Here is a 14,297-nt window from a genome sequence, read left to right as displayed (position 1 = left end):
ATTTTGAAGTGTCAAGCTAGGCTTGACATCCTGTCGTTGCCATTTCGAACCTGCCTGAAAGCCTTTGCCGATGACGTTCACGCCACAGAAACTACAACAGCCTCTGGGTCCATTTGGAGTGCCGACCCGGCAGCTGGTCCACACGCTGCCCCAACTCATTGATGCCCAGCTGGCCCAGCACCGCTTGCCCATCGTGGGATTGCGGGATGCACTGGCCCAATTCCGCATCCTGGAAGAGCGCACCCTGGATGAGGTGATGGCCGAAGACCCCGATTTGCTGCGGTCACGCTCCCACGAACTGGTCGACCGCCTGCTGTTGACCGACGATGAGTTGCAGCGGGCGCTGGCACGGGTCGCCGGGGTGGTGGAAGTGGAAGTTTTGGGTTTTGAAGTCGAGCGCCAGGCCTTTCAGACTTTGCCGCTGCGGGCTGCACATGGATTTCATGTGGTGCCTCTGGGCATGGCCAATGAGAATTTTTTTGTGGCGTCGTGCACGCCCACCGATGATGCGTTGCATCGCCAGCTTTGCACACAGACCGGGCACACGGTGCGCCTGGTGTGGGCCAGCCGTGAAGCCATTGAGCGCCGGCTGGAAGTTCAAGACCGGGTCGAACACGCGGGCCATGCCAACGGGTCGGGCCAGATCGCGGACGAGTTGCGGCAGCGCTACCTGCCGCGCCAGCATCTGGGCGCGCAGGATGATCAGACGCTGGTCGACGATCTGGTCATGCAGGCCATGGTGGAAGTCGGCAGCGGTGCCGAAGCCGAGCAGCTGAGTTCGGCCAGTGAATCGGCGGGCATGGTGAGGCTGGTGAACCAGATGATCACTGAAGCACAACACACCCATGTTTCTGATATTCACATCGAAACCAATGCGGGCGATGCCCTCACCGCTATCCGGTTCCGCAAGGACGGAGAGCTGGAACCTTACCTTTGGCTACCCCCCAAATTGCGTGGCCCGCTGGTCTCCCGCATCAAGATCATGGCCCGGCTGGACATCGCAGAACGCCGTCGCCCACAAGACGGAAAGATCGATTTTTCCGAGTTTGGCGGCAAGGCGCTGGAGCTGCGCGTGGCGGTGATGCCGACCCACGACGGTCTGGAAGATGTCGTGTTGCGTTTGCTGGAGTCGGCCAAGCCGCTGCCCCTGAGCCAGCTGGGTTTGCAGCCGCGCGACCAGAAGACCATTGCCGAGTTTTCCCAGCGCACCTTTGGCATGGTGCTGGCCGTGGGGCCCACGGGGTCGGGAAAAACCACCACGCTGCACTCCATGCTGGCCGAGGTCAACACCGCCGAGCACAAGATATGGACGGCCGAAGACCCGATCGAAATCACACAGCCAGGCTTGCGCCAGGTGCAGATGAACCCCAAGATCGGACTCACTTTCGCCAGCGCCATGCGCGGCTTTTTGAGGGCCGATCCCGACATCATCATGATCGGTGAGATCCGCGATGCGGAAACCGCCAAGATCGCCATTGAGGCTTCGTTGACCGGGCACCTGGTGCTGTCCACGTTGCACACCAACAACGCCAGCGAGAGCGTGGTCCGTTTGCTCGACCTGGGCATGGATCCGATGAACTTTGCGGACTCGCTGCTGGGGCTGGTGGCGCAGCGCCTGGTGCGCAAGCTTTGCACCCACTGTGCATCGGAGCGCCCCCTGGACGCCGAGGGCTGGGAAGCCTTGCTGCAAGAGTACCTGGAGGGCAGCGATTTGAGCCGCCCACAAGCTGAGATTCGCTTGCTCGAAGCGGCGGGCGCTGAGTCGCCCGAGCAAGTCCACATCCGCCATGCTGTGGGGTGCCAGCGCTGTGGCGACAAAGGCTACAAGGGACGCATCGGTGTGTACGAGATTCTAGAGAACAGCCGCGCGATCAAGCAACTGATCCAGAGCCGCTCCCGGCCTTCGGAGATCTTTGCTGCGGCTGTGAACGAAGGCATGCGCAGCCTGCGGCACGACGCGCTGGAAAAAGTGGTGCAAGGCCACATCGATCTCAAGCAGGCGCGCAGCGCCTACCGCTGAGCACGGCCCGGCGCCTGCGTCAACAGATGAAAAAAGCCCGGGACTGCCGGGCTTTTTTTCGGGATCAGCGATGTCTCAGCGCGGGGCCAGGCGGATCGCGCCGTCCAGGCGAATCACTTCGCCGTTGAGCATGTCGTTTTCGATGATGTGTTTGGCGAGCTTGGCGTAGTCGTCCGGGGTGCCCAGGCGGCTGGGGAAGGGCACGCTGGCGGCCAGCGCGTCCTGAACATCTTGCGGCATGCCAAAGAGCATGGGGGTGCCAAAAATGCCCGGGGCGATGGTCATGTTGCGGATGCCGTTGCGGGCGAGGTCGCGAGCGATGGGCAGGGTCATGCCCACGATGCCGCCCTTGCTGGCCGCGTAAGCCGCCTGGCCAATCTGGCCGTCGTAGGCCGCAACGCTGGCGGTGGAGATCATCACCCCGCGCTCACCCGTGGCTTCGGGTTCGTTTTTGCACATGGCCTCGGCGGCCAGGCGGATCATGTTGAAGCTGCCCACCAGGTTGACCGTGATGGTTTTGGAAAACACGCCGAGTGAGTGTGCGCCGTTTTTTCCCACGGTCTTTTCTGCCGGAGCGATGCCCGCGCAATTGATCAGACCCATGAGCTTGCCCATGGAAACCGCCTGGGCCACCACGGCCTGGCCATCGGCTTCCTGGCTCACGTCGCATTTCACAAACGCACCGCCGATGGCCTTGGCAACGGCTTCGCCCTTGTCTGCCTGCATGTCGGCGATCACCACTTGGGCGCCGTTGGCAGCGAGCATGCGTGCCGTGCCTTCGCCCAAGCCCGATGCACCACCGGTGACGATGAAAACCTTGCCTTGAATGTCCATGGGATGCTCCTGTGGGAAGTATTGACGTTTACGTAAACGTCAATTATCCCTCAAAGCTCAAATGGGTCAAGTCGCCGGCAGTTCCAGAACCACTTCGGTGCCCATACCGGGGGCACTGGAGACCTCAAGTTGCCCGCCGTGCAGCTCGGTGATGCGCTTGACGATGGCCAGGCCCAGTCCTTTGCCGCCTTCGCCGGTGGCCGGCGCCACGTGGTTGCGGCTTTGGTAGAACCGGTCAAAGAGGTGGGGTAGGTCTTGCGGGTGAATGCCAGGCCCCTGGTCGCGCACAGTGATGCGGGCTTTGGGCCCTTGCTGGCCGCCTTCGTGGCGCATGGCGCTCAAGGTGAGCACGCTGCCTGGCGGGCTGAATTTGAGGGCGTTGTCCACCAGGTTGGCCACAGCTCGCTCGATCAGTTGCACGTCCACCGCGGCGAGGGGGGCTGGCTGGTCGGGGTTGTCCAGCACCTCCAGCCTCACGCCGCCTTGTCGTGCGCGCTCGGTGAACCGCATGGACACATCGTCCAGCAGCTCGGTCAGGTTCAGGCGCTCGGTCTTGAGCTGGAACGCGGGCTCGTCCAACCGGGCCAGATCGCCCAGGCTGCGGACAAGCTGCGCCGCATTGCGGGTGTTTCGAAGCGCCACCGCGAGCAAATCCCGATCGGCCTGGCGAGCGGCATCGTCTTGCCAGTGGTGGTCCAGCGTTTCCAGGCAGGTGGTGGTCGCGGTGAGCGGGGATTGCAGATCGTGTGAGAGGTTGCTGACACCTTCGCGGCGGAAGTGGTCAAGCCGGTGCATCGTGGACCACTGTTCACGCAGGGTTTGCAGCATGGCGCCCATGCCGCGGGCCAACTGGCCAAATTCGTCCGGGTTGTGGGTGTCGGGGATGGCCCAACGCTTGTCGTTCATCGGACTCTGGGTGGGGTCGGGAGCCAGCAGCCCCTCGTCCCGGATCTGATTGACTGCGCCAGTGAGCCGCTTGAGCGGGCGGGTGATGGACGCAGTGACCCAGGCCGCCAGCAAAGTCGACAGGGCGACCACCGCCAGCATCATGAGCACCACCGGTTGTGAGAGCACGCTGCTCAAGGCTGCCGGGTTGCTCTCGGTCAGATCACGGGCGCGGGTGACGAGGTACAGGTAGCCCTCGGCTTGAGGGGCTGGGGCGATGGACATCGGTCGCAAGGCCCGGGCCGCCACCACCACGCGGATGTCCATGCGCTCGGGGTTGTCGCCCAGTACAAAGGGCATCGGGTCTTCGCTGGCAGCCATCATGACCGGGCCCATGTTGACCTTGAACGCCTGGGCCAGCGGCACTTCGCTGCTGGTGCTCAGCACTTGTCCCTCGGGATCGAGCAGGTAGAGCTGCGTGTCGGGTTCGTAGAGCACCAGGTTGGCCAGAAAATGGCCGAATTCATCGCCGAAGCGTTCGCGCAGGCTCAGCAGATCGGTGTGCTGGGCCGTGACCCGCTTGAGGAAGGCGTCGGCCCGGTAGTAGCTCGATTCGTGCTCGAAGCGCTCATAAGCCAGCACCAGCGCCAGGATCATGCCCAGCGCGGTGAGCAGCCCGGTCAACCCGATGGTGAGCGCCAGCTTGGTCCTGACGTTCATGTCGGGTCCGTCGGGCGTTCACGCATTTTGTAGCCTGCGCCCCGCACGGTCAGGATGAACTCGGGCTTGAGCGGGTCACGCTCCAGCTTGGCGCGCAGCCGGTTGATGTGGGTGGTGACGGTGTGTTCGTAACCGTCGTGGCTGTAGCCCCAGACGGCGCTCAACAGCTGGGCCCGTGAGTAGACGTGGCCGGGGTGCTGGGCGAAATGCATCAAGAGATCAAACTCCAGTGCCGTGAACTCTTGCGGCTTGCCGCCCACCCTCACCAGCCGTTTGATGGGCTGGATTTCCAGCCCGCCGTTGACCAAAGTGCTGTCGGATTCCTGTTCGTTGGCCTGTGCCGCGAGCGCTGCGCGCAGCTGTTCGGCCCGCCGCAGCAGCGCCTTGACCCGGGCTAGGAACTCGGCCAGAGAGAAAGGCTTGGTGAGGTAATCGTCGGCGCCCAGCTCCAGACCCAGTACCCTGTCGAGCTCGGTGGATTTTGCGGTGAGCATGAGGATGGGCGCGGTGTCTCCCCTGGCGCGCAGGGTCTTGCAGACTTCCAGGCCGTCCATGCCCGGCATCATCAGATCCAGCACCAGCAGGTCGCAGGGCGCTTCGGTTTGCAGTGCCAGCGCGCTGAGGCCATCGCGGGTTTCGCTCACCGCATAGCCAGCACCGCGCAGGTTCAGCGCCAGCAGGTCACGGATATCGGTCTGGTCTTCGGCCACCAGAATGCGCTTGGCAGGGTTCATGGGCATTGAGTCTGGCACAGCGGCCAATTCTTACGCCGATGTGATGCAAATGTGATCTTTTGAGAGGGGGCTGTGATCTGGGCTTTCCACAGTAAGGGCATTGACACCCCAAAAGGAGCGCACCATGCACCAGGCCAGGACAGCACCCACCGCAAACAGCATCGCATCGGCCCAGCTGGGCAGTTTGTGCGCCCATGAGGTCATGGGCCACCGGGACTATCTCGTGGCATTTGCCCGGCGCAAACTGCACGACCCCGCCCTGGCCGAAGACGCCGTGCACGACGTGTTTGAAGCGGTGCTGGGTGGCCGGGCGAGTTTTGCGGGTCGCAGTGCTTTGCGCAGCTGGTTGGTGGGTATTCTCAAGAACAAGATTGTGGATCTGATCCGGGACCGCGCGCACTACCAGTCGGTGGACAGTGATGCCGACAGCGAGGGCGATGGCTTTGCGTGTCAAGGGATGGCGTGCCCCGGTGCCCGGCCCGATGAGTGGGCCGAGCAGCGCGAGCGCCTGGCCATCGTGATGGCGCGCATTGCACAACTGCCTGCAGGCCTGCGCGATGTCATGGAACACCGGATATTGGGCGACGAATCGACCGAGGTGGTGTGCGAGCGGCTGGGCATCAGCCAGGACAGTCTGTTTGTGCGGCTGCACCGGGCCCGCAAAAGTCTGGACAGCTGAAGCGTGAGCAGCTGAGACGGTTTTCACGGGTTTGTCACATGCGACCGTTAGGCTGAGGCCCTTGCCTTTTTCAGGTGCACGGAGTTTTCATGATCGACAGTCACGATGAGCTGCTTCACCGCATTCACAACGATTTGATGGACGGCTACGACGAAGAGCTGGAGATGGAAATGGAGGATCGCGATGTCGATGCGCTGGGGCATGGCACGGCGACCGAAACGCTGACACTCCATTCGGAACAGCGACGGGTGTATTTCCGTGAACTGTTCCGCTTGCAGGCCGAGCTCGTGAAATTGCAGGACTGGGTGGTGGCCACCGGGCACAAGGTGGTGATCGTGTTCGAAGGCCGCGATGCAGCCGGCAAGGGCGGTGTGATCAAGCGCATCATGCAGCGCCTGAATCCAAGGGTGTGCCGGGTGGTCGCACTGCCGGCTCCCAGCGACCGCGAGCGCACCCAGTGGTACTTCCAGCGCTATGTGCCGCATTTGCCCGCAGGCGGCGAAATTGTTTTGTTTGACCGCAGCTGGTACAACCGCGCTGGCGTTGAAAAGGTCATGGGCTTTTGTACCGACGAGCAGTACGAAGCCTTTTTCCGCGATGTGCCCGAATTCGAGAAGATGATCGTGCGCTCGGGTATTCAGCTGATCAAGTACTGGTTTTCGATTTCCGACGAAGAGCAGGCGTTGCGCTTTCTCGGGCGCATCCACGATCCGCTCAAGCAGTGGAAGCTCAGCCCCATGGATCTGGAGTCGCGCCGCCGCTGGGAGCTCTACACCAAAGCCAAGGAAGTGATGCTGGAGCGCACCCACATTCCGGAGTCGCCGTGGTGGGTGGTGTCGGCCGATGACAAGAAAAAGGCCCGCCTCAACTGCATCAGCCACCTCTTGGGCCAGATGCACTACTCAGAGATCGAACGGCCCGGCATCACGCTGCCCGACCGCGTGCGACACGAAGGCTATCGCCGCCATGAAGTGCCCGGCCAGATACTCGTCCCCGAGGTGTTTTAGAAGATTCAAGCGCAGGCTGTCACACAGCCATTTCAACGGCCCAGTCGGACGGCGTTGTGCAGGGAGTGAAGAACCAGAAGTGAGAGATGAGGATGAGGGGAATACCCTGGGCCTGCGGTGACGCAGGCCTTTTTTTTGATCGGACGCTTTGCAGTCCAGCATCACGCCTTGAAATAGTGACAGCCCGAGCACGGCAAGTGCAAGGGTTGTTCAGCGAGGCTTTGTGCGAGGCGGGGGAGCCCTTCAAGGGTGCCGCGGGTCCGGCTCCGCCGGCCCGCCAGCACCGCCCCCTTGAGGGGGGGTGACGGCCCGAGCATCGGGCCGGCGCAGGGGGCGTTTACAGGTGCTTCACCAGAGGGAGGGGCGTCCGCCCAGGGTGCCGCGGGTCCGGCTCCGCCGGCCCGCCAGCACCGCCCCCTTGAGGGGGTGACGGCCCGCGCATCGGCAGGAGCAGGGGGCTTTACAGGTGCTTCACTAGAGGGAGGGGCGTCCGCCCAGGGTGCCGCGGGTCCGGCTCCGCCGGCCCGCCAGCACCGCCCCCTTGAGGGGGTGACGGCCCGAGCATCGGGCCGGCGCAGGGGTGGGCTTATTTGTATCCAACACGGTCCAGCATCTGCTGCACCTTGGTCATGTTCTTCGCCACCACACCCAGCGGCACGGTCTCGGCCTTGAAGTTGTCACCACCCATGGCCTTGATGGCCGGGTTGTCGATCTTCACGCCCTTGGCCGCCGCGAACTCGTTGTTGCCGTTGGCAAAATAGTCTTGCGCAAACGGGCTGGCGAGGTATTCCATGAAGGCCACGGCGTTCTCGCGGTGTTTGGCGTGCTTGGCCACAGCTGCGCCAGCGATGTTGACGTGGGTGCCACTGGTGCCCTGGTTGGGGAACACCACGCGCACCTTGTCGACCACCGCCTGATCCTCGGGCTTGGTGGACTTGATCAGGCGGGCCATATAGTAGGTGTTGGTCAGCGCGACGCCGCACTCGCCCGAAGCCACCGCCTTGATCTGATCGGTGTCGCCGCCCTTGGGGGAGCGGGCCATGTTGTTGACCAGGCCCTGCAGCCAGGCCTCGCCTTTGGCGTCACCGAGCCGCTCCACCACGGTCGCAAACAACGAGAGGTTGTAAGGGTGGGAGCCGGAGCGTGTGCAGAGCAGCCCTTTGAGCTTGGGGTCGGCCAGTTGTTCGTAGGTGGCGACATCGGAGGCATTGACGCGCAGCGGGTCGTAGACAATCACGCGGGCGCGGGTTGAAAACCCGGTCCAGGTGATGCCTTCAGCGGTGGGTGTGGCGCGCAGGTTGGCGGGGATGGCGGCGTCCAGCTTGGCCGACTGAATGGGCTGAAACAGGCCCTGACTGTCTGCTGAGGCCATGCGCGCGGCATCGACCAGCAGGATCACATCTGCAGGGGAGCTGCTGCCCTCGGCGCGCAGACGCGCCACAATGCCGGCGTCGTCCGCATCGACCCGGTTGATCTTGATACCGGTGTTCTTGGTGAATGTGTCGTACATCGCCTCGTCGGTCTGGTAATGACGGGCCGAGTAGATGTTCAGGACTTTGTCCTGGGCCTGGGCGGTGGGAATCACAGCAAATGAGGCGGCGGCCGCAAGGGCCAGGGCGAGTGGGCGGGCTAAGGTCATGATGTGCGCTCGGGTGGAGTGGTGTGACTGCAGACGCAGCAATATGTGAAAACTGACTTGGATGCTAACACAAATGCGAATTGTTCGTAATAAGATAAACGGTCGTTTGGGATGCGCTCTCGCACTGGGGGTGCTTCTCTCTGGCTGCTCTATGCTCATGCCAGGGGAATCACCAACCCCGGCAGACGCCGCGCCTGTGGCTCCCGTCAAAACCGAGCTCGCCCACAGGCCCCCTCGGGTGGGTCTGGCGCTGGGCGGGGGCGCGGCCCGTGGTTTTGCGCATGTGGGGGTGATTCAGGTTCTGGAGCAGCACAACATTCGCCCCGATCTGGTGGTGGGAACCTCGGCCGGCAGTCTGGTGGCGGCGATGTATGCGAGCGGTCAGACTGCGGCGGTGCTGGAGCGCGAAGCGCTGGCCATGGACGAGGCCATGCTGACCGACTGGACCATGCCCTTGTTTGGCCGTGGGATGCTGCGCGGTGAGGCGTTGGCGCGGTATGTGCGCCGTGAGGTGAATGGCAAGCTGATCGAGCAGATGCCCCTGCCTCTGGGCATCTTGGCGACCGATCTGGGGAGCGGCGAGGGCGTGCTGTTTCGGCGGGGCGACGCGGCCCAGGCCGTTCGAGCTTCCAGCGCTGTGCCTGGGGTGTTTGTGCCCGTCACCATCGCGGGGCGGGATTATGTCGACGGGGGTCTGGTGGCGCCGGTGCCGGTGAATCAGGCAAGGTCCATGGGCGCCGAGGTGATCATCGCGGTGGACATCTCCAGCGACCCCCAGGGCAACGATGCCAATGGCTGGCTCAAGGTGCTGCTGCAGACCACGGCGATCATGGGTCAAAGCATCAACCGCCAGACCTTGCAGTCTGCCGATGTGATCGTGGTCCGCCCAGCGCTCAATGGGGTTGGCAGCGCCGATTTTGCGTCGCGCCAGCGCAGCATTGACGCGGGCAAGGCGGCCATGCTCGCTGCCTTGCCACGCCTCAAGGCAGAACTGGCCAAAGGGCGAGCGCCCTGAGCCACAAGCGTTGGCGCATAAAAAAAGCCCCCGCTTGTGGCGAGGGCTTAAAGGGGTCCGATGAAATCCAATTTCGAAAAGGACCCGAGGAGACAACCAGAAAAAACGGTCTGATCGCAGCGCCGCCTTTTCAGGGTGCAACGCTGTGGTGCTTGGGTTCCATTGTGCGGACTTTAACCCATGTCAAAGCCCGGAAGAACCGCAGCTTTCCGCGGTAAATCAACGCTTCTTGGCGGCGGCCTTGGTGGCTGTCGCGGCTTGCGACGCCACGGTGTTGAAATTGGTTTCGGCCATTTCGCTGGCTTGCTTGACAGCCTTCTGCACCGATTCCATGGCCGTGTTGGCGGCTGTAACAGCGGTCTTCATCATGGTCACGGCGGACTCGGAGCCGGCGGGTGCGTTCTTGGCAGCGTTGTCCACGACGGCCATGAATTTCTTCTGGGCGTCGCTTGCCTGGGCTTCAGCGGCCTGGGTAAATTCAGCGCTGGTGCCGGAAGCGATGTCGTACAGGTGGCGGCTGTAAGCCGTGGCTTTTTCAGCCAAAGGCTGCATCAGGCTCGCTTGCAGAGCCATCAATTCTTGTGCGTCTTTCGCGCTCAACATGGCCTGGGCGTTGTTGGCGGACTCGCTCATGGCGGCCTTGGTGGCCTGCACGTTGAGTTCCACCAGCTTTTCCACGCCTTCAAAGGCTTTTTGGGTCAGGCCGAAAATGGTTTCGATGTTGGCTTTCTGGGCGGCAACAATTTGTTCAGCGGTCAACATAGTCATACTCCTAAATGGATTTAAAGATGGGATTGGTAGTCGAGGGCTGCTCCCGAACCCGGCGCTGTCTGGACGCACTTGTTATTGTTCGCTTTGCTGCACTGCAACATACTTCAATTATAGGGTTTTCCCGTGACATTGCAACTATTTTTGTTGCGGTGCAGCATTTTTGTTGTTGCGGATTGAAAATCGGGTCAAGGCGCTGGGTTTTCAAGAGGTGGACACAATCCATCACATCTTCTTCACCGGGGTTGTTTGTCTGTGCAAGCTTTCTATGCCGATCACTTTGTCTTGCCCTTGCCGGCGGGCCACCGCTTTCCCATGGCCAAATACGGGCGCCTCAGGGAGCGCCTTCGCGCGGAACTGCCAACGATAGCGCTTGCCCAGGCCGAGGCGGCCAGTGACGGGGAACTGGCGCTGGTGCATACCCCAGCGTACATCGCAGCTATCCAGCAGGGCACATTGACGCCAGCGGCGCAGCGCGAAATCGGCTTTCCCTGGAGCCCCGCCATGGCTGAGCGGGCGCGGCGGTCGGTGGGCGCGACCATTCAGGCGTGCCGGCATGCCATGGCTGGGGCCGGTCTGGCCGCCAACCTCGCGGGCGGGACCCACCATGCGTATGCCGACAAGGGCAGCGGGTTTTGTGTGTTCAACGATGCAGCAGTGGCCGCCAGACTCATGCAGGCGGAACACGCGCGGCGCCACCGGCTGGGTCGCCCGCTGCAGGTGGCCATCGTGGATCTGGATGTGCACCAGGGCAATGGCACGGCGCGTATTTTTGCCAATGACCCCTCGGTGTTCACGCTGTCGCTGCACGGGGCAAAGAACTTTCCCTTCCGCAAGGAACCCAGCGATCTGGATGTGGACTTGCCCGACGGGTGTGATGACGATGGCTACCGTGAGGCCCTGGAGCGTGCGCTCGATGAGCTGACCAGCCGTTTTGACCCCGATCTGATCATTTACCTGGCGGGCGCAGATCCTCACGAGGGGGATCGACTGGGGCGTTTGAAACTCAGCTTTGATGGCATGGAATCGCGCGACCGGCGTGTCCTGGACTGGGCCTGGCAGCGGCGCATTCCGCTGGCATTCACGATGGCGGGAGGCTATGGCATCGACATGGAAACCACGGTACAGGTACAGGTCAACACCTACCAGGTGGCGCTTGCCTATGCGCAACGATGGGCCGCGGCATCTTCCGAGGCGCGTGAACTTGACGGTTCAGCGACAAGGCGCACGCCCGCTCACTGGCAGAATGCCGCGCCATGAGCTCTTTAAACACCAGCCCCCGCCCCCAGGCCCTACCGCGCTCGGCCTACCGCGTGTTTCGCACTATCGGAACACGCTGGATGGACAACGATGTCTATGGCCACGTGAACAATGTTGTCTACTACAGCTGGTTCGATACAGCTGTGAATGCTTATCTGATCGAGCAGGGGGCTCTGGATATTCACCAGGGCCCGGTGATCGGTCTGGTGATCGAAACGCAATGCAATTATTTTGCACCACTGGCCTTCCCGCAGACGGTCGAGGCGGGGCTGCGGGTGGCGCACCTGGGCATGTCCAGCGTGCGCTATGAAGTGGGCTTGTTCGCACAAGACGCAGAACTGGCCGCAGCCTGTGGCCATTTTGTGCACGTTTATGTGGACCGTGAAACACGCCGGCCGGCGCCGCTGCCGGATGTCTTGAAAACAACCCTGGAAGCCTTGAAATGACCTCTTCGCTCATCAATTCAGCCAGCGTGGATGCAGCCATCACCAGCCGGATGTCAACGCGCGCTTTTTTGTCGACCCCGGTGGAGCGCGCCGCATTGGAGCACTTGCTGGCACTGGCCAGCCGCGCGCCCTCAGGCACCAATACCCAGCCCTGGAAGGTGTATGTGTTGCAGGGCGCGAGCCGCGACTCCCTGGTGGACAAGGTGTGCACCGCCCACGATGCCTTGCGGGCAGACCCTTCGCTGGCATCGGAATACCGCGAGGCCTATGACTACTACCCCGAGCAGTGGGTCAGTCCCTACATTGACCGTCGCCGTGAAAACGGCTGGGGACTGTATGGGTTGCTGGGCATCGGCAAGGGCGACAAGGACAAGATGCATGCACAGCACCAGCGCAATTTCCGGTTTTTTGACGCACCGGTGGGCCTGATGTTCACCCTGGACACCATCATGGGACGGGGCTCGCTGGTGGACTACGGCATGTTCATGCAAACCCTGATGGTGGCGGCACGCGGACATGGCTTGCACACCTGCCCGCAGGCCGCGTGGAACGGGTTCGCCAAGATCATCTTGCCGCACATCGGCGCAGGCGAAAACGAGATGCTGGTGTGTGGCATGTCGCTCGGTTACGCCGATCCGGACGACAAGGTCAATGACTTCCACACCCCGCGCGAGGCGGTCGCCAGCTTCACCCATTGGCTGGACTGAGCAAAAAACGCGCTGTCCACAGTCGCTCAGGCGCTTGTCAACGGGCAAGCAAAAAAAGCCCGGATTCTGATCGAATCCGGGCTTGGGTTGGCGTTGGTGCCTGGAGCGCGCTGCCTTTGATTACCGTGGGTCGGGTACCCAGCGCGGGCGCTGTGCCGGGAAGGCAGATGGATCGCGGGGGCGACCACGGTAGGTGGGGATCACGCCCATATCGACGAGGTTGTCGTAGCTGTCGTAGCGGATGCGAATGATCTCGTCCGGTCGCGTGGAGCGGCGCTCAAACTCGGTCTTGCCCACGCGGTCACGCTCCCGATCGCCGTGGCCTGTGCCAAGCTCCTGCTCGACGGGTCCGTTGTTGTCAAACTGAAAAGACTTGCCTGTTGAACCCGATTTGGGAATTGCACCGGATTTCGAGGCAGGGGCGCTGCGCTCGTAGGTGTCGCGCTCGGAGCGGCGCTCTTCTTCACGTTCGCGCCAGCTGGGCTGCTTCTCGCGAAACACCGCCACACCGATCACACCCACGTCGTCGGGGCGGTCCGTGCGGGCGGCATAGGACCGCGGTGCCCGTGTGAACTCGAAAGCGGCAATTTCCTTGCTGCTCTTGCGCCAGCCCGCCACGTCATACCGTTGCCATGAATCGAGCACATAGCCCGTCTGTTCGAAGGCAGCGGTCTCACCCGAGACCACGTTGACGCCGTCCACCGAGACCACGTTGAGCAGCCGGCCGCGGGTCTCGTTGTGCAACTGCACCGCATAACGCGCTCCTGGCTCGCCAGCGACCCACAGATCACCCTTGAATGGGTACATGGGCAGGATTTTTCCATTGTCCCGGTTGATGATGCGCACATCGACCAGTTGGCCTTCTGCCATGGCGGGCGCGGTCGCCAGCAGGGCCGCACTGGTGAGTGCTCCCAAGACGAGGCGGCGGGTGATGCTGGGGCGGATAGAACTCATTTGAAATCTCCTGAACCGTGTTGTTTCGGTGAGGTCATTAAAGCCCGGGCTTGTGAACGTCAGGGTTCTTGTTTGAAAACGCTGCGTAAAGATGTGTGGCCGGGCGTGTAACGCAGGGTTTTCGCCGCGGGTCTGCAGGCTCTGGTCAAGGGCTGGAATAATCGGGGCTGTTTTCACTACTGAACGAAGGACACATCATGAACACGAACCCCAGCGGCCTGCAATACGAAGACACCGTGGTTGGCAATGGCGAAGTGGCCAAGGCCGGCGGCCCGGTGCAGGTGCACTACACAGGCTGGCTCTTCAACGAGGGTGTGCAGGGAGCCAAGTTTGATTCCAGCAAAGACCGCGGCCAGCCGTTCGAATTCTCCCTCGGAGCGGGCCAGGTCATCAAGGGCTGGGACGAGGGCGTGCAGGGCATGGCCGTGGGTGGTACGCGCCGTCTGGTGATTCCCGCCGCGTTGGGCTATGGTGCCCGCGGAGCCGGTGGTGTGATTCCTCCCAACGCCACTTTGCTGTTCGAAGTCGATCTGCTGGCGGTCTGAAACTCTCGGCACTGCTGCGTGTCCTTTCCCCGGAAGGACCACACCATGGCTCTGGTGAAGCCGGTGCCAAGGTCTGTGCAGCGG

14 protein-coding genes are annotated in these 14,297 nt (G+C 62.4%); 8 read left to right on the top strand and 6 right to left on the bottom strand.

The features are described 5' to 3' along the window. Positions 1–70 precede the first annotated feature (70 nt). The gene (locus tag E5678_RS08620) at positions 71–2,020 is read left to right on the top strand and encodes a GspE/PulE family protein (protein WP_136178136.1); all 1,950 of its coding nucleotides are present in this window, start codon (positions 71–73) and stop codon (positions 2,018–2,020) included. A 75-nt stretch (positions 2,021–2,095) separates the two neighbouring features. Here E5678_RS08620 and E5678_RS08615 read toward each other — a convergent pair whose 3' ends face one another. The 3 genes from E5678_RS08615 to E5678_RS08605 all read right to left on the bottom strand — a co-directional run bounded on the left by E5678_RS08615 (position 2,096) and on the right by E5678_RS08605 (position 5,193). Next, positions 2,096–2,854 carry a 3-hydroxyacyl-CoA dehydrogenase gene (locus tag E5678_RS08615; RefSeq protein ID WP_136178135.1) on the bottom strand — a complete coding sequence of 253 codons (759 nt, stop codon included), beginning with the start codon at positions 2,852–2,854 and terminating at the stop codon, positions 2,096–2,098. A gap of 66 nt (positions 2,855–2,920) precedes the next feature. Next, positions 2,921–4,459 carry a HAMP domain-containing sensor histidine kinase gene (locus E5678_RS08610; protein WP_136178134.1) on the bottom strand — a complete coding sequence of 513 codons (1,539 nt, stop codon included), beginning with the start codon at positions 4,457–4,459 and terminating at the stop codon, positions 2,921–2,923. After that, positions 4,456–5,193, bottom strand: a complete 738-nt coding sequence (locus E5678_RS08605; protein WP_136178133.1) for a response regulator transcription factor — start codon at positions 5,191–5,193, stop codon at positions 4,456–4,458. Before E5678_RS08605 ends, E5678_RS08610 begins: the two co-directional genes overlap by 4 nt. 124 nt (positions 5,194–5,317) lie before the next feature. Between E5678_RS08605 and E5678_RS08600 the strand changes: the two genes are divergently transcribed. Both E5678_RS08600 and ppk2 read left to right on the top strand, forming a co-directional pair. Next, entirely contained in the window at positions 5,318–5,872 is a 555-nt protein-coding gene (locus E5678_RS08600; protein ID WP_136178132.1) for a sigma-70 family RNA polymerase sigma factor, read from the top strand. Positions 5,873–5,961: 89 nt separating this feature from the next. Next, positions 5,962–6,879 carry a polyphosphate kinase 2 gene (gene ppk2 / locus E5678_RS08595; RefSeq protein WP_136178131.1) on the top strand — a complete coding sequence of 306 codons (918 nt, stop codon included), beginning with the start codon at positions 5,962–5,964 and terminating at the stop codon, positions 6,877–6,879. 586 nt (positions 6,880–7,465) lie between these two features. Here the strand turns inward: ppk2 and E5678_RS08590 are convergent. Further along, on the bottom strand, positions 7,466–8,518 hold the full coding sequence (locus tag E5678_RS08590) for an extracellular solute-binding protein (protein WP_136178130.1): 1,053 nt from the start codon (positions 8,516–8,518) through the stop codon (positions 7,466–7,468). Between the two features lie 196 nt (positions 8,519–8,714). Between E5678_RS08590 and E5678_RS08585 the strand changes: the two genes are divergently transcribed. Then, entirely contained in the window at positions 8,715–9,533 is an 819-nt protein-coding gene (locus E5678_RS08585; RefSeq protein ID WP_247596955.1) for a patatin-like phospholipase family protein, read from the top strand. A 219-nt stretch (positions 9,534–9,752) separates the two neighbouring features. Here the strand turns inward: E5678_RS08585 and phaP are convergent, their stop codons facing one another. After that, positions 9,753–10,301 (bottom strand): TIGR01841 family phasin, encoded by a 549-nt coding sequence (gene phaP, locus E5678_RS08580; protein ID WP_136178128.1) that lies wholly within the window; start codon positions 10,299–10,301, stop codon positions 9,753–9,755. Positions 10,302–10,556: 255 nt separating this feature from the next. Between phaP and E5678_RS08575 the strand changes: the two genes are divergently transcribed. The 3 genes from E5678_RS08575 to E5678_RS08565 are packed head-to-tail and all read left to right on the top strand — an operon-like array spanning position 10,557 to position 12,714. After that, a complete protein-coding gene (locus E5678_RS08575; protein WP_210732011.1) occupies positions 10,557–11,561 on the top strand; it encodes a histone deacetylase in 1,005 nt (334 codons plus the stop codon). Further along, the gene (locus E5678_RS08570; protein WP_136178127.1) at positions 11,558–12,007 is read left to right on the top strand and encodes a thioesterase family protein; all 450 of its coding nucleotides are present in this window, start codon (positions 11,558–11,560) and stop codon (positions 12,005–12,007) included. The genes E5678_RS08575 and E5678_RS08570 overlap by 4 nt, the downstream gene beginning before the upstream one ends. After that, on the top strand, positions 12,004–12,714 hold the full coding sequence (locus tag E5678_RS08565) for a nitroreductase (RefSeq protein WP_136178126.1): 711 nt from the start codon (positions 12,004–12,006) through the stop codon (positions 12,712–12,714). Before E5678_RS08570 ends, E5678_RS08565 begins: the two co-directional genes overlap by 4 nt. Positions 12,715–12,834: 120 nt before the next feature. Here the strand turns inward: E5678_RS08565 and E5678_RS08560 are convergent, their stop codons facing one another. Next, positions 12,835–13,668, bottom strand: a complete 834-nt coding sequence (locus tag E5678_RS08560) for a hypothetical protein (RefSeq protein ID WP_247596954.1) — start codon at positions 13,666–13,668, stop codon at positions 12,835–12,837. Positions 13,669–13,865: 197 nt separating this feature from the next. On the opposite strand from E5678_RS08560, the gene E5678_RS08555 reads away from it, so the two are divergent. Continuing rightward, a complete protein-coding gene (locus tag E5678_RS08555; RefSeq protein ID WP_136178125.1) occupies positions 13,866–14,213 on the top strand; it encodes an FKBP-type peptidyl-prolyl cis-trans isomerase in 348 nt (115 codons plus the stop codon). The last annotated feature ends 84 nt before the right edge of the window (positions 14,214–14,297 follow it).

The sequence above is a fragment of the Hydrogenophaga sp. PAMC20947 genome (assembly GCF_004795855.1).
In the GTDB taxonomy this organism is placed as follows: domain Bacteria; phylum Pseudomonadota; class Gammaproteobacteria; order Burkholderiales; family Burkholderiaceae_C; genus Hydrogenophaga.
Note: the sequence above shows the minus strand (reverse complement) of the source record. Positions and strands in the feature narration are given on the sequence as shown.